The sequence below is a fragment of the Spirosoma koreense genome (assembly GCF_054777875.1).
Window position 1 is genome coordinate 86,299 of the sequence record NZ_BAAHAC010000013.1, and the last position, 19,294, is coordinate 105,592.

Annotated in this window: 14 protein-coding genes; 10 read left to right on the forward strand and 4 right to left on the reverse strand. The window is 54.1% G+C overall.

The window, feature by feature from the left end:
- Positions 1 to 2 precede the first annotated feature (2 nt).
- The 6 genes from ACYVC2_RS12265 to ACYVC2_RS12290 all read left to right on the forward strand — a co-directional run bounded on the left by ACYVC2_RS12265 (position 3) and on the right by ACYVC2_RS12290 (position 5,857).
- Positions 3 to 1,289 carry an MFS transporter gene (locus ACYVC2_RS12265; protein ID WP_461102721.1) on the forward strand — a complete coding sequence of 429 codons (1,287 nt, stop codon included), beginning with the start codon at positions 3 to 5 and terminating at the stop codon, positions 1,287 to 1,289.
- Entirely contained in the window at positions 1,286 to 2,842 is a 1,557-nt protein-coding gene (locus ACYVC2_RS12270; RefSeq protein ID WP_461102722.1) for a sialate O-acetylesterase, read from the forward strand. Before ACYVC2_RS12265 ends, ACYVC2_RS12270 begins: the two co-directional genes overlap by 4 nt.
- Positions 2,839 to 4,845 carry a family 20 glycosylhydrolase gene (locus ACYVC2_RS12275; protein WP_461102723.1) on the forward strand — a complete coding sequence of 669 codons (2,007 nt, stop codon included), beginning with the start codon at positions 2,839 to 2,841 and terminating at the stop codon, positions 4,843 to 4,845. Before ACYVC2_RS12270 ends, ACYVC2_RS12275 begins: the two co-directional genes overlap by 4 nt.
- Before the next feature lie 70 nt (positions 4,846 to 4,915).
- Positions 4,916 to 5,380: a helix-turn-helix domain-containing protein gene (locus tag ACYVC2_RS12280; RefSeq protein WP_461102724.1), complete on the forward strand. Its 465-nt coding sequence runs from the start codon at positions 4,916 to 4,918 to the stop codon at positions 5,378 to 5,380.
- A 20-nt stretch (positions 5,381 to 5,400) separates the two neighbouring features.
- Positions 5,401 to 5,646 (forward strand): hypothetical protein, encoded by a 246-nt coding sequence (locus ACYVC2_RS12285; RefSeq protein WP_461102725.1) that lies wholly within the window; start codon positions 5,401 to 5,403, stop codon positions 5,644 to 5,646.
- Between the two features lie 4 nt (positions 5,647 to 5,650).
- Complete coding sequence (locus ACYVC2_RS12290; RefSeq protein ID WP_461102726.1) at positions 5,651 to 5,857, forward strand: hypothetical protein; 207 nt, start codon at positions 5,651 to 5,653, stop codon at positions 5,855 to 5,857.
- Positions 5,858 to 6,433: 576 nt separating this feature from the next.
- On the opposite strand, the gene ACYVC2_RS12295 is transcribed toward ACYVC2_RS12290, so the two are convergent.
- The 4 genes from ACYVC2_RS12295 to ACYVC2_RS12310 all read right to left on the reverse strand — a co-directional run bounded on the left by ACYVC2_RS12295 (position 6,434) and on the right by ACYVC2_RS12310 (position 10,256).
- On the reverse strand, positions 6,434 to 7,501 hold the full coding sequence (locus tag ACYVC2_RS12295) for a tail fiber domain-containing protein (RefSeq protein ID WP_461102727.1): 1,068 nt from the start codon (positions 7,499 to 7,501) through the stop codon (positions 6,434 to 6,436).
- Positions 7,502 to 8,003: 502 nt separating this feature from the next.
- On the reverse strand, positions 8,004 to 8,363 hold the full coding sequence (locus tag ACYVC2_RS12300) for a hypothetical protein (RefSeq protein ID WP_461102728.1): 360 nt from the start codon (positions 8,361 to 8,363) through the stop codon (positions 8,004 to 8,006).
- Between the two features lie 107 nt (positions 8,364 to 8,470).
- Positions 8,471 to 9,358 (reverse strand): helix-turn-helix domain-containing protein, encoded by an 888-nt coding sequence (locus tag ACYVC2_RS12305; protein WP_461102729.1) that lies wholly within the window; start codon positions 9,356 to 9,358, stop codon positions 8,471 to 8,473.
- 79 nt (positions 9,359 to 9,437) lie between these two features.
- Positions 9,438 to 10,256 carry an SDR family NAD(P)-dependent oxidoreductase gene (locus tag ACYVC2_RS12310; RefSeq protein ID WP_461102730.1) on the reverse strand — a complete coding sequence of 273 codons (819 nt, stop codon included), beginning with the start codon at positions 10,254 to 10,256 and terminating at the stop codon, positions 9,438 to 9,440.
- A gap of 379 nt (positions 10,257 to 10,635) precedes the next feature.
- Between ACYVC2_RS12310 and ACYVC2_RS12315 the strand changes: the two genes are divergently transcribed.
- From ACYVC2_RS12315 to ACYVC2_RS12330, 4 genes are all read left to right on the forward strand, one after another.
- Positions 10,636 to 11,568 carry a PLP-dependent cysteine synthase family protein gene (locus ACYVC2_RS12315; protein ID WP_461102731.1) on the forward strand — a complete coding sequence of 311 codons (933 nt, stop codon included), beginning with the start codon at positions 10,636 to 10,638 and terminating at the stop codon, positions 11,566 to 11,568.
- A 337-nt stretch (positions 11,569 to 11,905) separates the two neighbouring features.
- A complete protein-coding gene (locus ACYVC2_RS12320; RefSeq protein ID WP_461102732.1) occupies positions 11,906 to 12,070 on the forward strand; it encodes a hypothetical protein in 165 nt (54 codons plus the stop codon).
- A 157-nt stretch (positions 12,071 to 12,227) separates the two neighbouring features.
- A complete protein-coding gene (locus ACYVC2_RS12325; protein WP_461102733.1) occupies positions 12,228 to 15,056 on the forward strand; it encodes a tail fiber domain-containing protein in 2,829 nt (942 codons plus the stop codon).
- A 104-nt stretch (positions 15,057 to 15,160) separates the two neighbouring features.
- Positions 15,161 to 19,258: a hypothetical protein gene (locus ACYVC2_RS12330; RefSeq protein WP_461102734.1), complete on the forward strand. Its 4,098-nt coding sequence runs from the start codon at positions 15,161 to 15,163 to the stop codon at positions 19,256 to 19,258.
- Positions 19,259 to 19,294 lie beyond the last annotated feature (36 nt).

Below are 19,294 nucleotides of genomic sequence, written 5' to 3' on the forward strand. Positions count from 1 at the left end.
CAATGTTCAAACCGACTGCTGACAAACAAACCTACGCCTGGGTTGTCGTGGGCCTATTGTGGGTAGTGGCCATGTTGAACTACATGGACCGGCAAATGCTGGCGACCATGCGGCCATCCATGCAGGTGGATATTCAGGCGCTGCAATCGGCGACAAATTTCGGTCGATTAATGGCTATTTTTCTCTGGATATATGGGCTCATGAGTCCGGTGTCGGGTCTAATTGCGGATCGCCTGAATCGGAAATGGATTATCGTTGGCAGTCTGGCCGTTTGGTCGGGAGTGACGTTTTCGATGGGATACGCCAGCACATTTGCGCAATTGTACAGTTTGCGGGCGATTATGGGGATTAGTGAAGCGTTGTACATTCCCGCCGGACTGGCGCTGATCGCCGATTACCACTCATCCCGTACCCGATCGCTGGCCGTGGGGATTCACATGACCGGCTTATATGCCGGGCAGGCGCTGGGCGGATTTGGCGCTACGGTGGCGGTAACCTACTCCTGGCAGCTGGCCTTTCAGGTATTTGGTCTGGCGGGATTAGCTTATGCCGTCTTATTAAGCCTGTTTTTGCGGGAAACCTACCGGGGTACACAGCCAGCCGCACCAGAGAAGCTCCCAAGGAACATGAGTACTTCGCCCATAAAAAGCTTGGGATTATTAGTAGCGAATCCATCCTTCTGGTTAATACTTCTGGTCTACGCTATACCCAGTTTACCGGGCTGGGCTACCAAAAACTGGTTACCGACCTTGTTTGCAACGAACCTGGCCATCGACATGAGCCAGGCGGGACCGCTCGCTACGATCAGTGTTGCCGTTTCTTCGTTTCTGGGGGTTATTTTCGGTGGAATACTCTCCGATCGATGGGTACAGACGAATGTTCGGGGGCGTCTCTATACCAGCGCCATTGGACTGTCGCTGACAATTCCAGCCCTACTGCTACTCGGTTACGGGAGTTCCCTGGGGCATATCGTTGGGGCTGCGCTTTGTTTCGGGGTTGGGTTTGGTATGTTCGACGCCAACAACATGCCGATTCTTTGTCAGTTCGTGCCGGCACATCGGCGGGCCACAGCCTACGGGCTGATGAACATGACGGGCGTCTTCGCCGGAGCACTGGTCACCGACTGGCTGGGAAAATCGACAGATGCGGGAAAACTGGGCGCTGGTTTTGCCTGGCTGGCGCTCATCGTAGTAGGGGCATTACTGCTGCAGCTGCTTGGGCTTAAACCCAAAACCGTCGATTATGTACCCGTGGATGAGCCCCTGAGCAGTCCAGTAATTCAGTCATGAGAGCCTTTCGCATTAGACGACTGGCATGGATTTTCGGGCTCATCGGTGGGCTCATCGGCGGTCCTGTCCAGGGGCAACTCCGGTTAGGGCCAGTGTGGCAGTCAGGTATGGTCATTCAGCGGGACCAGCCAATCCGTATCTGGGGTTGGGCGACACCGGGATCGGTCGTCAGGCTTCGGTTGGGCAGAGAAGAGCAGGCGGGCCCGGTCCAGGCGGATTCAACCTGGCTGGTTACGTTTCGGGCTCGTGTAGCATCCGCTGAGCCGGATACACTAACGGTCCAGAGCGGTAGCCAACGGCTTCAACTGACGGATCTCTGGCTGGGGGATGTCTGGCTGTGTGCGGGTCAGTCAAATATGGCGTTTCCGATGGGCAACGATCAATTCGCGCGCCAGACGCTACGCCAAGCCCGTAACCCGATGTTGCGCCTGTTCAATCAGGTCCCGGCCCTAACAACCTATAACCAGCCTTACCAGCCTAGCGATTTGCCCCATTTACAACCCGATCAATTTTATCGGACTGCCCACTGGCAACTCGCCGATTCGCTGTCTGCCCGGCTTTTTTCGGCCGTAGGCTTCTATACCGGCGATCGACTTCAGCATGAACTGGGTATCCCGATCGGGTTGATTCACGTTGCCGTTGGGGGCTCACCGGCCGAAGCCTGGATGCCGGCTACTGTCGCTGACCGCCAGCCGGTGCTGGATTCCCTTTTCAGAGGTGACTGGCTGTCGAATCTGGTACTCGAACCCTGGTGCATTCAACGTGCTCATCAGAATCTGGATTCACTGCTTCGGTCTGGCTATCGGATTCCACAGGATTCGCTCGGTTTCAACCATCCATTTAAACCGGGGTTTTTGTTCGAAGCAGCTTTGCGGCCTATCCACCAGCTTGGTCTGAAAGGCATACTTTGGTATCAGGGCGAAAGCAACGCCCTCAGCCTCGCGCGCGTCCGGCAACATGAGCAGCTGTTTCCGCAACTGGTGCTGGCCTGGCGCACGACCTGGCAACGGTCTGATTTACCCATTTATACCTGTCAGCTGTCGTCAATCGGAACTGAACGGGGCTATTCGTCTACCTACTGGCCGCTCTTTCGGGACGGACAACGGCGGATGGCCGACAGTCTGGCGCACGTGGGCATGGCTGTCACCAGTGATGTGGGTCACCCCTGGGATGTACATCCCACCAATAAGAAGACGGTGGGCGAACGGCTGGCCCGCGAAATTCTGGTAAAAACGTATGGTCAGCACTGGCCGCTTTCACCCACAATCAGCCGCGTTGTCCGACGCAAAGGTCAGTGGGTACTGACGCTATCCCGAACAGGGAAGGGCCCTTGCACGACCGACGGAGGGCGGGTACGGGGTTTCTCGGTAGGGAATGCGGATGGTCCCCGGCTGGACGTGAGGGTAAGACTTACCCGTACATCCATTCGGTTGCCTGTCGAGCAGGTCAGTACTTATTCGTACCTGTACTACGGCTGGCAGCCGTTCAGCGAAGGCAACGTCGTCAATGCTGAGGGACTGCCGTTATCAACGTTTCGTATTCTGCTTCCATGAAATTTATTTATCCCGTACTGCTTCTGGGCTTGCTGACCTCATCTGCTCTGGCCAGCCATCCCCCCCTGTTACCCGCCCCGCAACAGATTCACTGGACGGGTCATTTTTTTCCGATCCGGGGCACCATTGACCTCACTACCAATACCGCCGACGGTCAACCCATTGCCGATTCTATAAAAAGCTGGCTGGAGAGCTTTCCTAAAGTCAGCGTCCGTCAAATCAAGCAATTTAAAAATCAACAGACAACAAAACACATTGTCATACGACTTGAGCCAAATGGGCCCTTTCGTGACCAGCCCGAAGGGTATTCGCTCAGGGTTTCCGGCTCATCGGTACAACTCCATGCCTCCACGGAGCGGGGGTTATTCTGGGGGTATCGGACCCTTCAGCAGCTTAATCAGGCGAATCCCCAGCCTGTTTTGGCAGGATGCCGTATCGTCGATTTTCCGGCTTTTCCCATCCGTGGGTTCATGCACGACGTTGGCCGGAGTTTTATTCCTATCGACCGATTGAAACAGCACATTGCTATTCTGTCACGCTACAAGATAAATACCTTCCACTGGCACCTGACGGAAGATCTGGCCTGGCGATTGCAGAGTGACAGCCTCTCCAAACTGACCGACTCGAGCGTCACGCGTCGTTTTCCGGGACAGTTTTACACGAAGCAGCAGGCCCGTGACCTGGTCGATTTTTGCAAGGCTCACCATGTTTTATTGATTCCGGAAATCGACATGCCCGGCCATAGCGCGGCTTTTCAGCGGGCTACGGGCTACGACATGCAAAGCGATTCGGGTAAGGTATGGGTAACGAAATTGCTTCGTGAAGTCTGCGCCCTATTCGACGTTCCATACCTGCACATTGGCACCGACGAAGTAGCGTTTAAAGATGCCCGGTTTGTTCCGGAAATGGCGGCTGTCGTGCGGGCCTGCGGTAAAGAGGTGATCGGTTGGTACCCGGGCGCTTCGCTCGACACGGCCACGATTCGGCAGCTCTGGATCCGCAACGATAAGCCGATTCCCCCCATGCGATTTATTGAATCCCGAAATCTGTACTTCAATCATTTTGCCACGCAGGCTGACCTCATTAGTCTGTTTCAGCGAAACCTGTGCGACGTACCGAAAGCTACACCGACCAAACTCGGCGCTATTGGTTGTATTTGGAACGACCGGAAACTTACCGACGTCGACCATATCGAGCGACTCAACGGATTTTACCCACTCATGCTCACCCTGGCCGAACGCGCCTGGCGGGGCGGAGGAAAATCGGAAGATGTGGCGGGAACAGTTCTGATGGATAAAGCCACGTTTGAGGAGTACGAAGGCCGCCTGCTTGCGCATAAACGGATGCATTTTGGCAGGCTTATCTTCCCCTACGTTCGTCAGTCAGCACTCCACTGGCGGCTTAGCCAACCCTATCCCAACGGCGGAAATCTGGCAACCAAGTTTCCGCCCGAAACGAGCCAGACTGATTTTAATGGCATACCGGCAACGGGTGCAACGATTTATTTACGACATACCTGGGGGCCTAAAGTTGTTCGCGCATACGTTAATCAGCCACAGCCTAACCAAACCGTTTATGCGTATACCTATGTGTACTCACCCCGCCAGCAGCAGGTCGGTGCCTGGATTGATTTTCACAATTACGGCCGCTCCGAGAAAGACGCATCCCCACCTGCAGGAATGTGGGATTATAAGGGAAGCCGCATTTGGATCAATGACAAACCCGTTGATCCGCCAGCCTGGTCAACGCCAGGGCTGCACCCAGGGGAGTTAGAAACGCCTTATAGCAATGAGCCCTACGAAAACAGATCTCCAGTGACGGTAGCGCTATGTAAGGGGTGGAATAAAGTGCTACTCAAATTGCCTGTCGGCGCTTTTCAAACAAATGATTATCGACTGGTTAAGTGGCTGTTTACCTGTGTATTTGTCCGACAAGTGGGAATTAACTATGAGGTTGAAGGTGATTTAATTTTCTCTCCTGATCGAAAACGATTGAAACCATGAGGGCTAGCATCCTATTTTACTAGTGTTTAACCAAAATAGATATTATATGAAAATTTAATAGCTTTATGGCATGGGCCAAATTGCTACACCTTTCATTTTGTCAGACGCTGACCTAACCGCCTTGAACCAGTTAGTGGCTAAAGGTAAAGAGTCTGCTCGTAAACTTAACCGAGCACGGGCCTTGCAGTTTTCTCATCAGGGGCACAAGCCCCAAGATGTGAGTGAGTTGCTGGGAATCAGTGTGCCAACCGTCTATAACTTGCGTAGGCGATATCGGGAAGCCGGTTTGGAACGAGCCTTGAGCGAGAAAGCCCGACCCGGCCAGCCCCGCAAAGTCACTGCTGAAGTCGAAGCTGAAATCACCGCCATTGCCTGTAGTGAAGCCCCTGATGGATCAGTACGCTGGACGGCTAACCTAATTAATGACCGCTTGATTAAGCTCGACATTCACATTCATGAGGAGTCAGTTCGTTTAGCGTTAAAAAAAGTAAGCTCAAGCCGTGGTTCAAAAAGCAATGGTGCATTGGGCAGATAGACGGGGAGTATTTGGCAAAAATGGAGGATGTTCTGTGGCTGTACGGTCAACCCGCTCAGGTCAATCGGGCGCGAATCTGTTTTGACGAACGCCCCTGCCAGTTGCTCAACGATGTGGTGGCTGCCTTACCGATCAAGCCCGGCAAAGCGGCCAGAGAGGATAATGAATACATCAGAGAAGGTACGGCAGTGGTCTTACTGGCCTACGACTTGGATAAAGGCATTCGGACAGGTGCGGAAACAGCGAACAAAAGCCGATTACGCTGAATTTATGCAGGCAATAGTGTCTGCCTATTACGCTGATGTAGAACATATTGATTTAGTGCAGAATAATTTAAATACCCACAAGTACGGCTCTTTTTATGAGCATTTGCTGGTTGGCCAGGCCCGGTCGTTGAGTCGTAAACTGGTGTTTCACTTTACGCCCAAACACGGTTCTTGGCTCAACGCAGCCGAGCCGGGTGGCCGGAGCCATTGAGTTTTCAGCGTTGGCACGCCAATGCCTAAATCGACGGATTGGTAGCTTGGACGATTTGGCTCGTCAAATCGAGTTGTGGACCGATGAACGAAACGAGCGGGCGGTCAAGGTTCACTGGAGTTTCACGGTAGCTACCGCTGAAGACAAACTGAAACGGTGGTACGAGCAGGTGAATCCGATGAACAAGCCAATAATGTCTAATAATTAAATTGGGAAAGCACTAGAACGAAATTTATGCATGTAAAGGCATCGTTAGACTGCATCTACCAGCCATCGCGAAACAGTTAATGCCCTCTGTCCATGCTAACTCAGCCACTCGACAGCAAAATGAATTTAGAAACCCAGTGCTGGTCAAGAAAAAAGGCCCTTCTACTCCTTGAATCACGATCAGGTCAACTACTAAATCACTTGAAGATTATCCGTTTCATATAACGCTCAGTTTTGAAGCAGATACATGATAACTCCTGTGTCTCAGGTGGGAGCGTTTTCTGAAATTAGATAAACAAGTGATTAAGTTGACAAAGGCAACATTACTTCATATTTATGCTCAACAAGCTAACCAGGTAGCAATGTTGGTCAGGGGGTAAACGTTGGGGGGGGCACAGTGGTTTGCGACTGCATGAAGGCTTCGATTTTGTCAAATCGGGCTTGGGTTGACTCTAGGGTCGCCTGAGTGTGCTGCTGCTGTTGAGCAAAGACGGCCAGTTGAGCTTTGAGTTGTTGGTTCTCCGCTTCCAATTTCTCCACTTTCCGTATCAGGGCCTGAATGGCAATCAGATTCACCCCGTCAAAATCGGCCTGATTGATGGACTTGTCTTCGCCGATTACCCCTAGCTCATCGTGGCCAAAGGCGGCAAAGAACTCCTGAGCCATGGGGCCGTAGTGGCGGTACTGTTTGGCATCCTGGCCTTTGTAGTTCCAGGAGCCCAGTTTTAGCTTGGCAATCTTCTCTAAAAAGCCAGCCCCATCCACGGAGCGGAAGTTCTCTTTGCGGGACGAGTCGGAGAGCGTCTGCCAGGCGTTGCCCCCACTGCTGAGGGAGACACCAATGGTTGCCCCTGGGTTGGTGAAGAGTTTGTACCCCCCCGCAAAGCGCATCATCATCTGGTTGTTGGCATCGTTGTTGGTGGTATTAGTATTGGAATTATCACCCATGATAAAACTACCTGTCCGTTGATTGGTACTCACCAAAGTGCCCATGGCCGTCGATGCCAAACCACTGGCGGTGGTGTAGAAGCCCATGGCCGTCGATGCCAAACTACTGGCGGTGGTATAGTAGCCCATGGCCGTCGATAAGTCACCACTGGCGGTGGTGCCACCGCCCATGGCCGTCGAGTATTTACCACTGGCAGTGGAGTTGTAACCCGATCCAAACGAATACTGGCCTACCCTGGTGTTGTCGTTAGCGGAGGAGCGACTCCAGGCATCAGTGTCAACATAGCCTACCCGGAAAGCACCCTGGCTGGCGTACCAGATGAGCTTGTTGGCACTGCCCACCTGGTTGGTGTCCGCCCCAAACAAAACGGTACGGCCTGGTTGTACACTAAGAAAGGCTTTGGGGGTGCTCGTGCCAATACCCACCTGAGCCAGGCTAGCCGAAGCGGTCATCAATAGCAAACCGTTCAGAAGAAGAGATTTATTCATGGATTAGTCATCGTTAGGCCACTGAAAAAGGCTACGATTGGTAAGGTGGGTATTTGGGCCATTATACAGGTCGAAATGTCTGCTAATGTGCTGCCTAGGTAAGTGAACAACGCGGTTATGTCAGTAAGCTGTAGCCTGAATGCTTTTGCTAACAGAATGGTGAGTGGGTAGGGGTACGAATAAAAGCTCTGACTGGAATTAGGTTCAAGGACACTAGTGACTGATCATTTTACAGCTGACCGGCCGCTTAGGAATAAGCTAAAGCCTGGTGTTGCTGCTTAATGAGTATACAATCGAATAGCCATTAATCAACACGATCAGCTCTGTTAGGTAGCCTTCAGCCCGAAAAGTCATTTTAGTAAACCCCCGAATTGCCTATACGCAAATCGCTCTTTATCTCGGGTGGCAGCGTTCCGCCATGCGCTTTGGTGACAGTCGTATGAGGGCTCATTGCGGGTTGAGAGCCAGCCAGACTAAGGCGGGGCTGGTCGAAGGAAACTTGTTACTCCTCGTCAATCAACGATTTACCACTAACCATGTAGTACAAGTCCGACTCGGATAGTTTGGAGAAAGACCCGCTTGCGCCTTGATGCACCGGTGCAACCTGATAGAGGGGGTTATCGATCGACTCGGTAGACAGCTTCTGGATGGCGTACGTCCGCACCTGGTCAGCGCCGATGGTCAACTCGACTTCGAACAGCAGAGGATCTTGCGCGATAATGGCTAGTCGGCTCACGCACGCATTAGAGCTGGACATGACGGGCGTCTGGTCTCGGTAAGCCGTTGACAGGTAGCGAAGGATCGGGTTTTGGTTTTCCATGGTGGGACCAATATACACAGGAAAGTTTTGGGTGGGTAGCAAACAATGGAGCTGAATCTAAAACCTAGTGGGTTTATAACGAGCGAATTGTGAGAAAGAAGCAAACGAGTCACCAAGAGCAATAAGCTCCTGGATACTTACCCAACCCACTATACAAGTTGCTTTTTAAATCCGAGCGGGCTGAGTCCAACTTCTTTTTTGAAGAGTCTTGAAAAATAAGATGGATTGTCAAACCCCAGTGTAAAAGCGATTTGGGAGATACTCAGTTCGTTTTGCTTGAGCCGGTTTTTAGCTTCGCTTATCAGCCCAATGTGAATCAGCTCGATGGCCGTTTTGCCCGTTTCCTGCTTTAGCAGATCGCTCAAGTAACGCGGAGATACATTTAATAGGGTGGCCAACTGGTGAACTGTAGGTAAGCCATTGGTCTGCAGTGACCCATCCTTGAAATAAACCCCTAAAGCTTGGTTAAATTTAGACACCGTTTTGCCCGATAGTTCGGCACGGTTGACAAACTGACGTTTATAAAAGCGCTGACAATACGTCAGCAGCGAATCTAAGTGGGTCAGAATAATCGGCCGACTGTATTCGTCGGGATTACTGTAATACTCGTTTTCGATCTGGCTGTACAAGCCCCAAATAATTTGTTCTTCCCGTGGCGAAAGATGCAGCGCTTCGGTTACTTCGTAATCGAAGTAAGAAAAGTGGTCAATCTGCTCGTGCAGCGGGTGGCCGTGGAGGTAATCCTCGTGCCAGAATAAAAGGAAACTGTCGTCCTCCACCTCCAGGTTTCGGAACTCAATTCGTTGGCGGGGTTTGACAAAAGATAAGGAGCCATTGGTATGATCATAGGGTGTACGGCCGTACAACATGACACCCGCTTTAAGTTTTTTGAACATAACCCCGTAACAGTCCATGCTGAAGGCCTCCCCATCCAGGGGGCAGCTTTTTAGACCCCTCTCCAGGGATAGCTGGGGATGCTCGGGTGGAAACATGCCCAGCTCCCGGCGCATGGCACTGAGGGTGTTGAAATGACGCATGAGTTCGTAAAAGGAGCTTGAGTTGGTAGCCCCGGTAAATCTACACTATAAGCGATGTAGATCTACCGGGGCACGTTTATTAAACACCCTGAGCGGCTGTAGCCACCTCGTTCCAGGCGTCCCACTCGGCAAACCGACTGTTGTAGCCTTGTTTGATTAAGGGATAAGCCAGCTTACCCAGTAGCAATCGGAGCGGTGGTTGTTCGCTTTCAATCAAGTGGAGTATCGCTGCGGTTGTGGCTTCGGGCTGACCGACTGGCAGGTCGGCATATCCGGCTTGCAGACGTGCCTTCAGGGGCTCATAGGCCGGTAGGGGGTGGGTGCGTACGGCTGAGGAGCCGGCATAGTCAGTGGCATAGGGAGCAGGCTCCACCAGGCTAACATGAATGCCAAAATCGGCTACTTCTGAGGCCAACGTTTCGCTTAACCCTTCCACGGCAAATTTGGAGGCATTGTAAAGGCCCACATTGGGCCAGGTAATTAGTCCCAATACACTCGATACCTGAATGATATGGCCCGAGCCTTGCTCACGCATGATGGGCAAGACGGCTTGCGTCAACCAGAGCAGGCCGAAAAAATTGGTTTCCATTAGGTCACGCGCTTGCTGTTCGCCTGTTTCTTCGACGCTACCGAAGAGGCCATAGCCTGCGTTGTTGATCAGCACATCAATTCGGCCAAACTGCTGGTGGGCTTGGTGTACAGCCCCAATAGCCGCTTGCCGATCAGTCACATCCAATTGAATGGGTAAAAGTTGAGAGCCAAACTCGGCTTTCAACTCCTCCAGACTGACCAGGTTTCGGGCGGTGGCGGCCACCGTGTAGCCCGCCTGGAGAAAGGCTTTAGTCCATAGTTGGCCAAATCCGCGAGAGGCACCGGTAATCAAAATGGTTTTGCTCATGAGATTCTTTGTTTGATTTGATGAAGCAAAGTTGGCGCCGGTTCGAGGATCTGGACGGATACAAAAGTGGGAAAAGCTACCACATTTTAACGTACCACAACGAGCAAGAGGGTATCTTTTAAAACGCCCGAATGACAGATAGTCAAATCTCTCCTCGTCTCAGGCGGGAGCGTTTTACGAGAAGAACAATATTTGAGTGCTTTGCTTTGGTGTTTACACCTTGAACAAGCTACTGACAAGTAAAAAACAGGGATAAACCTTGTTTAACCGTTTACTAAGGCATTTTCACTTCCTGCCTGTTGACCCATCATCTTTGGGGGTCTTCCACCGTCAGTACATAATGCCATCCCCTGGTTATTGGTCTAATAAGCAATAAACTATGCCCTCCCCAGCTTTTAGTGCGCTCTCCGCCATTGGAAACACGCCATTTGTGCAGCTACGCAACATCGTCCCTCAACATTGTGCTGCCATATACCTTAAGTTGGAGTACCTCAATCCAACTGGCTCCTATAAAGACCGCATGGCCCAGGCGATCATTGAAGAAGCCGAAGAACGAGGTACGCTTCAGCCCGGAATGACCGTCGTGGAGTGCACTGCCGGAAGTACCGGCACCGCCCTGGCTTTTGTTTGCGCCGTGAAAGGCTATCGCTTCCAGGTGATTTCATCGGATGCGTTTGCCCGCGAGAAGCTCCAGTCGATGCGTGCCTTAGGCGCTAATATACAAATTGTCCCCAGCGAGGGCGGCCGAATAACGCCTGACTTGATTCCTCGTATGATTGGCATAGCATCGGAATTAGGTCAGCACCCCCAGAACTACTGGACGCGCCAGTTTGAAAACCCAGATGCGATTTCCGGGTACCGCAAACTGGGCCAGGAAATTGGGCAGCAGTCACCAGGTCCAGTAAACGCTTTCATAGCGGCTGTTGGTACTGCGGGCATGCTGACCGGCGTATCGTTGGAATTAAGACAGACCTGGCCTGATCTAAAAATAGTAGCGCTAGAACCTGCCGAATCGCCCCTGTTGACTCAGGGAGTCAAAGGTAGCCATAGCATTGATGGGGTTGGCGTGGGTTTTATTCCCCCACTTCTGTCACCTGAAAGCTATGATGAAGTTCGTGCTATACCTGAAGCGCGGGCTCGAGAAACAGCTCGACTGCTGGCGGCTGGTGAAGGCATCTTTGCCGGCACCTCAACCGGGCTTAACGTAGCGGCAGCGTTGGATCTGGGTTGCCAGTTAGGTCCGGGCTCTATTGTAGCAACGGTTGCCTGTGATTCTGGTATGAAGTATTTGGCCGGTGGCTTATTCGACTGACCTAATCCTTTCGCTCGGCGTGAGAAAGGAGCAGAGACAGGCTAGTTCTTTGGTTGCAAGAAGGAGCGTTTATTGAAAATAGCGATAGAGATAGTTACTCAACTAACTTCGGAATCAGATGTCCCTTTTGCTGGTAAGCCCGTGAGCAAGCCCAACAGTACATCTACGTCTACCGGCTTGATCAGGTGTCCATCAAAACCCGCTGATTGGGTACGCTCATGATCAGCTGGCTGATAGGTGTTTAAAGGCTTTTTATTGGCCCCTGCACCTGAGCAACAGCGTCTGGCGCTTGTCGGGGCCCTCAGGCGGCTTCTACACCCTGACAACCAGTTAGGTAATGATGGCCCGGGCGAGTTTAAGTGTAGGCCTGACGGGCACGCTGAACCCCGGGGCGACGACGGGGCGACTGGCCCTGTCGGTAGTCGTCGTTGAGGGCAGTGGCGGGGAAGTGCTTGTCGACAACAATATGGATGCCGACAAGATTGACTATTTCCCGCAGTAAAGGTAGATAAGGCTGAGTAGCTTCTATAAAATGCGAAAAAGAGGATCTTTGGTCAGTTCAGGCTGGTATTTGGTCAGTTTAGACCCGTCGGTTTATTAACTGTCTCGGACCTTTGCGGGACGCCTTAACGGCAATAAGTCAATAAATCGCTACTTCAATGACCCAACCACTACTTGTTGTACAGTCTGTTCAGTTGTACGCTAAGCCGTCAGATTCCGCTCCCCTGGGGGCTGGCTTAGCCTCCATACTGGCTCTTAAGAGACCCATCAACAAGTCAGCCAACTGGCTTGGCTGGCTATTGATGTTTGGAATGCTGAATTCGCTGGGTGTGCAGGCGCAGGTAACGCTCAAAGAACTCAATGCCCCCACCGTCGGGGTTGGTCTCGACTCGGGGAAAGCCTTTCTCAACGTCATCTCCAAGCGCACCGTTCTCTTCGGAGTCGACTCCCTGGGGGGCACTGGTCGGCCCACGGTCACCCGCTTCGATAAAATGGGAGCCCTGCAAAACGGGGGTTTCGACCCCGCCTACGGAGCAAACACGGCGGGTAACTATCGGTACCAGAATCAGCCCATCGAGCCTAAAATGATCTGGTATGGCAACAAAGGCGCGTTTCGGGCCGGGGGCGTCTATACGGGACAGAGCCGACCAAATCTTGCTAACAGGCCGGATATTCCTTACCCTTATAATAAAGGACAATCGCAAAATAGCCCCTACATTGTTGACCTTTCCCTGGATATCCAGCGGGACTATTACGATACGCTGTCTTTTCAACGTTTCTGGGACAACCGGGAATTTAAATCCATAGCTAGTGGTGGTACCCGGGATGTGATCGGTGATTTCTCCTTTGCTTCGGGGGCCAACACCCGGGCCAGTGGTCAGTTCTCCACGGCCATGGGCTACCAGACCCAGGCCCTGGGTCACTTTTCTACCGCACTGGGCTATAAGAACTGGGCGGTGGGGGACCAATCAATCGTTTTGGGTAGCCAGAGTGCCGCTGGTTATAAAGTAGCCAGCACTAAGGGAACTCCGGATAATTCTTCGAACGAAAACGGGGTTAGCGCGGGAGAGTCGGATAGTGAGCCCGCTTTCGCCATTTGTGTGGGCAACAACAGTTACGCTTTAGGACTGAGAAGTTTGGTGCTGGGCAATAACTCCTTCGCGAAAGGTTCCTATAACGTAGCCATTGGAGCCGGCAGTGCTACCGGTAATATTGATTATCTAAGAGATAGTTTTAATCCTGATGCATTTGATCCGAGAGTGGATGTCTATCGCCCGACTGGTAACGGAAATTTTTTTGATACACCTCGGTTCGCCTTTGCCTTTGGGTACGTAGCCCGGGCCAGCGGTGATTACTCCATGGCGCTGGGTAATAAAGCCCAGGCTAACGGAGAGAACTCACTGGCGATAGGCCAGTCTGTCCAGACCAATAATACCAACGCAGTAGCGATCGGCAACTCCGCCAATGCGGCTGGCAACTCCGCCTTTAGTATCGGCAACTTGACGCAGGCCAGTGGTCCCAGCTCGACCGCTCTAGGCAATCAAGCTCAGGCCAGTGGCCAATTCTCCACGGCCATGGGCTACCAGACTCAGGCCAGTGGTCTCAATACAATGGCCACTGGCTATCTCTCCATCGCCAGTGGAGAAACGTCGACGGCCATCGGTAATCAGGCCCAGGCGATCGGCGTCTCCACCATTAGCCTGGGTACGTCCACCACCGCCACGGGAAATTTTGCTACCGCATTGGGTCGGCAAACACTGGCCAGTGGAGATAATGCCACCGCGCTGGGCTATCTGACCCAGGCCAGTACAGACGGGACGGCGATGGGTACATCTACCATGGCCATGGCCCGCTATTCCACCGCTGCGGGCTACCTGTCCCGCACCAACGGTCGGTATTCGGTCGCCATGGGCTTCGATGCCCAGACGGGTGTGGCAGCGGGAGCTGCCATTAGTATGGGCCAATCCACCTCGGCTATCGGCCCGGGCTCAGTCGCCCTGGGCCAGTCTACTTTGGCCAATGGCCCCAACTCAGTCGCCTTAGGCATTAACTCCCAAACGGGACCTGCCGCTCAGGCGGCCATCAGTATGGGGCAATCCACCTCGGCCATTGGGGCCAATTCGGTCGCCCTGGGCACTGCGACGCTGGCCAGTGGCCCCTTCTCCACTGCGATGGGCTTCACTACACAGGCTACCGCCCCCTATGCCATGGCGATGGGCTTTCAGTCGCTGGCTAGTGGAGCGGCTTCTTCCGCCCAGGGCTTTCAAGCGCAGGCTACGGGCGAGAATGCCATCGCCATTGGCTACCAGGTGCTGGCCAGCGGCAAAAACTCGACCGCCATGGGCAGTTCGGTATCGACCAATGGCAAAGTCGGTTCGTTTATCATTGGCGATGGCCGGACCAACTCTCGTGCACTGAATACGGAAGATAATCAAATGCTCATGAACTTCGGTGGGGGCTATATTTTGCGGACCGACCCCGCCAATTTGCCCTATGCTAACGCTGGGGTCGCGCTTCCTCCCAGCGGGAACGCCTGGACGACACTGTCGGATTCGACGCGGAAGGAAAACTTCCGGCCAGCCGATGGAGCATCTTTTCTTAAGAAAATTGGCCAGATGCGGCTGGGAAGCTGGAACTACAAAGGCCAGGATGTTCGAACGCTCCGTCACTACGGCCCCATGGCTCAGGACTTCTTTGCCGCCTTTGGTCACGATGCGCTTGGCACGATTGGGGAAGACAAGGCTATCAACCAGGCCGACTTCGATGGAGTCAATCTGATCGCTATCAAAGCCCTGATCCAGGAAGTCGAGCAGCTTAAAGCCGCCAATCAGCAGCTCAAAGCCGATAACGGCCAGCTCCGCACCCAACTGGAAACCACCCGCCAGCAAGGCCAGCAGGTAGAAGACCGGCTGAGCAGACTCGAAGCCGCGCTATTTACTGTACCTGCCAGCCCATCGGTCAACGCCGAACTCACCCAAAAGCCCTAACCGGTCTGCGGTCTGCCAACCTGCCCGCCGGATGACCAGACCGTCATCCGGCGGTCTGCTACGCTATCTGCCTTCCAGTCGCCCGGTGGTCAACCTTTCTGTGCATGAACAACCGATCTCTTTACTCACTCGTGCTGCTGCTGCTGACCCTTTCGGCGCAGGCGCAGTTTAGCAACAACGGCAGGATCACCAACCGGGCCAACCGCATCAGTGAACGGCAGTTGTCGTTCGTGGTGAAGGCCGGTGGAACCTATATCGGCACCAAACAGGGTGTCTTTACCCACCAGGGTCCCTCCATTCGGACGCTGGTCAACCTGGGCTCCTTCACCGCTGATACCAACCATACCGATATCTTCCAGGGACCCGGGGGCAAGCCGGGGCCGCAGGGAATAGCGGGCACCGTACGGCCTTACTTTTTTAATCTGACCCTACAGAATGGAGCCGGTCAGCCCATCGCCATCACCAATACCGATGGAGCCAACGTGCGGGGGTTGGCCACGTTCGCCAATGGCCTTACCACGACGGTACGGTCTCTGACCACAGCCGGGGCCCTGCGCTTCGAGACCCGGGCCCGTTACACCGGCGGGCTGACCGACGCCCAGCATGTCGATGGCTACGTCAGCAAAGTGGGCAGCACCAGCTTTACCTTTCCCGTTGGCAGCGTCAGCGACAGCCGACCTCTGACCATCAGTGCCCCACCTGCCGCTACCGACCACTACGGCGTCGCCTGGAGCGAAGGCGACCCCACGACTACCCCCGATCCCTCGGATGCGTCTGCCCTGCACCCCACCAGCCAGTTCGATACCCAGACCCTGACGGCCGTCAGCCCGGTGGGGCAATGGGACTGGGTGCCCCTGAGTGGTACGGGCGCAGGCCTGACCATCCGCGTCGTGATTCCGGACCTGACGAGCTTTGCTTCGCCGGCCAGCCTTCGGCTGGTGGGCTGGACTGGAACGAAGTGGATTAACTTAAGTACGGGCGAGAAACCCTATTCGGCAGGGAGCAGCTACGCCAGTTTCAATACCGACAACAGTACGTTGGTCGGCACAATGGTGGCGGGTATCACCGCTGTTGGCATTGGCCGGTTTCCGTCCGAATTTCTGGTAAGCGGAACGGTTGTTGACGACGGTAATGGACTAACGGATGGACTCGTCAACCAGATCGGGCTGGGACCTGCTCCGCTGAACGGCACCGATATTGACCCCCTTCGTTCGGGTAGTCAGCCCCTGTATGCCTCCCTGGTCGGCACCGGAACGATTGGCCCCTACGTTGTCTTTACCGAACCGGTCAGTACGTCCGGGACGTATTCGTTCAGCGCCGTCACCGCGGGTACCTACTCGGTAGTCCTGTCGACTAATCCACAGGGAAGTGTAACCCCGTCGCTACCCACCAGCTGGACTGCCACAGGCGAACACCTGGGAACGGGGGCGGGCAATGATGGGCTGGCCGATGGTATCCTGACGGGTATCGCCGTTACGACCGTTGGAGTGGGCAATGCCAATTTTGGGATCGACCGACAGCCGGAAGGCACATCTGTGGTGCTGGCCGCCCAGCCGAATCCGGGTGGCGGAAACCGAACGCCGATTCCAGCCAGTGCCTTTACGGCCACCGATCTGGAAGACGGAACCTATGCGAGTAACCTGGCCGGCCGACCGGTCAGTCTACGGCCAGCTTCGGGGGGGACGCTCTATTATCAGGGAAATCCCGTCAGTACCACCCTGACCATTCCCATCTTCGACCCCACGCAGGTATCTCTCGACCCTAATTCGAATGATGCCACGACGGCTGATTTCGGTTACACGTTCTTCGACAATGCCCAGGTCAGTTCCGGCTCCGGTCCGACGTCCACGCCAATCTACATCAGTCAGCCCTATACGGGAGCGGGCATTCGTATTGCCGGAAACCTCTTCGACGATGGCAACGGCTTGACGGACAACACGGTCAACCCGATCGGGCAGGGGCCTAATCCGCTAGATGGTACGTCGATACCATCCATTACCGGTAGCCCGGTGCCACTATATGTAAGTCTGACAATTGATGGTAATGTATTTGCCACTGTACCCATTACCAGCAGTGGTCAGTTTAGCTTCAGTAACGTTCAGGGTAATATGGCCTACACCCTGGTGCTGAGTACAAACCGGTCAGGCAGTGTAGAGCCATCACTTCCCGGTGGCTGGACCAATACAGGTGAATTTCTGGGTACTGGTCCCGGAAACGATTTCACCCCCGACGGGAAACTTTCGGTATCGGTTGGATCAACCAGCCGGGTCGATGCCAACTTTGGTATCAATCAGCGGCCTACTGCTCAATCGGTTACCCTGGCTTCGCAGCCCAATCCGGAGGGCACCGCGCAGGCTCCCGTTTCGGCCACGGCGTTTTCGGCCACGGACCGCGAGGATGGTGAGTATGCCAACAAACTGACGGGCCGGGCCGTTTCGCTGAGTGCAGCGGTCGGGGGTACGTTGTTTTATAGCACCACGGCGATTAGTACAAGCCTGACCGTCGCCAGTTTCGATCCGACGAAGCTGACCCTGGACCCGACGTCTCCGGGCAGTACGACTGTCAGCTTCACCTACACCGTCAAAGACAATGCCGGAGTCAATTCCACCCCGGCTACCATCACACTGCCCTTTTCCCCCGCCATAAGTCTATCAGGTAATGTTTTCGATGATGGGAATGGATTGACCGATAGTCAGATCAACGGGGCCTCCGTCAACGGACCCGCCCTGCCGGTGTATGTATCGCTGGTCAGTGAAACGACCGTTATCGAGACGGTCCCCGTTAGCGTTGCCGGTTTCTTTAAATTCTTGTCTGTGCAGGCCAACAAAGTCTACAAGCTGGTGCTGAGTACCCTGTCGGGTGGCAGTCAGACCCCGTCGTTACCCAGCCAATGGGTCAATACCGGCGAATCGGTTCCGGACGCCAACAAACCCCTGGTCGTTCCCGGCGGAGGAGCCATGCTACGTCAGCAACAGTCGCTGGCTTTAGATGCAGTTGTGGATGGCATACTTCTGGTACAGGTCAGCACCGCCGACGTGAGCGATATTCGCTTCGGCATCGAACAGCGGCCCCAGGTGACAGCATCGGTGCTTCCGCTACAGCCCAATCCCGGGGCGGGCAACCGGGCACCGGTCTATAGCAGTGCTTTCAATGGTAGTGATCCCGAAGATGGTACGTATCCTGGCAACCTGGTCGGGCGCGTTGTCAGGCTGAGTCCGGCCACAGGGGGTACTCTTTATTACCAGAGCGTCCCTATTGATACCGACCAAGTCATCACCCGCTTCGATCCGACGCAATTGACGTTAGAGCCTACCGCCACGGGTGCGACTACGGCCCTCTTTACTTATTCTGTAAACGATCAGGCTGGAGTAGAATCAAGTCCCCAGCCGGTTACTGTGCCTTTCTATGATAACGAAGACGAGAACGACAACGATCCTGAAACGAAAACCATCAAACTTCCCACTTTCAGCTTTATTATCGTTATTCCACCGCTGCTGCTGCCCCCCATCATTCTGCCGCCCCCACCCATTTTCGGTATTCTGATCCCCAGCTTTCCCACTAATGTAAGCAGCCTGACCATCGGCACTATGATCTATACCAACGATACGTTTCCAACGGGGGGTGTCGTCGTTAAAACCACTGAAGAGGGAGACTTGACCGAGGATATTATCATCGGCCCTATCGAAGAAGATAAACCCGCGGGCGTACCGTTCCAGGCGCTTGGATCGTCTGGAGCGCCGTTGAGTGGGCCGGGGGTACTGATCGTCAATCCACCGACGCCCGACCTGTCACCGGTGCTGTATGCCCGCCCCTCGACAAGCAACGGCAGTTCGCAGGCCACGGTGGTGATCGATGTCTTTGAACTGAACTCAACGCCAACCCAGGGACCAGTTACGCTACGACTGACGAAAGATACCCGGTTACGGCTGCGCTTCGACGCGAGTCAGACAAGGGTGGGGGGCAGGCCGGTGCAGAACAGCGTCTGGCAGGTCGATGATTCGCAGGCTGGGTATTACGTGCTTACGACAACCCAATCCATTGCCTCCGGTGGAATGCTGAGTGTAGGCCTGACGGGGCCACTGAGCGCTGGTGCGACGACAGGCGTGCTGACCATTAGTGCGACGCTGGTCAATACGAGTGGGGGTGAGGTGAATACTATCAACAACACCGATGCCGACAAAATCGAGTACTTTCAGCAGTAATACCCACCTACCCGCTTGGACCATGAATCAGGCTAA

Coding starts and splice junctions, on each gene's coding strand:
- ACYVC2_RS12265 (WP_461102721.1), top strand. CDS start 3: ATGTTCAAACCGACTGCTGACAAACAAACCTACGCCTGGGTTGTCGTG.
- ACYVC2_RS12270 (WP_461102722.1), top strand. CDS start 1,286: ATGAGAGCCTTTCGCATTAGACGACTGGCATGGATTTTCGGGCTCATC.
- ACYVC2_RS12275 (WP_461102723.1), top strand. CDS start 2,839: ATGAAATTTATTTATCCCGTACTGCTTCTGGGCTTGCTGACCTCATCT.
- ACYVC2_RS12280 (WP_461102724.1), top strand. CDS start 4,916: ATGGGCCAAATTGCTACACCTTTCATTTTGTCAGACGCTGACCTAACC.
- ACYVC2_RS12285 (WP_461102725.1), top strand. CDS start 5,401: ATGGAGGATGTTCTGTGGCTGTACGGTCAACCCGCTCAGGTCAATCGG.
- ACYVC2_RS12290 (WP_461102726.1), top strand. CDS start 5,651: ATGCAGGCAATAGTGTCTGCCTATTACGCTGATGTAGAACATATTGAT.
- ACYVC2_RS12295 (WP_461102727.1), bottom strand. CDS start 7,501: ATGAATAAATCTCTTCTTCTGAACGGTTTGCTATTGATGACCGCTTCG.
- ACYVC2_RS12305 (WP_461102729.1), bottom strand. CDS start 9,358: ATGCGTCATTTCAACACCCTCAGTGCCATGCGCCGGGAGCTGGGCATG.
- ACYVC2_RS12310 (WP_461102730.1), bottom strand. CDS start 10,256: ATGAGCAAAACCATTTTGATTACCGGTGCCTCTCGCGGATTTGGCCAA.
- ACYVC2_RS12315 (WP_461102731.1), top strand. CDS start 10,636: ATGCCCTCCCCAGCTTTTAGTGCGCTCTCCGCCATTGGAAACACGCCA.
- ACYVC2_RS12320 (WP_461102732.1), top strand. CDS start 11,906: ATGATGGCCCGGGCGAGTTTAAGTGTAGGCCTGACGGGCACGCTGAAC.
- ACYVC2_RS12325 (WP_461102733.1), top strand. CDS start 12,228: ATGACCCAACCACTACTTGTTGTACAGTCTGTTCAGTTGTACGCTAAG.
- ACYVC2_RS12330 (WP_461102734.1), top strand. CDS start 15,161: ATGAACAACCGATCTCTTTACTCACTCGTGCTGCTGCTGCTGACCCTT.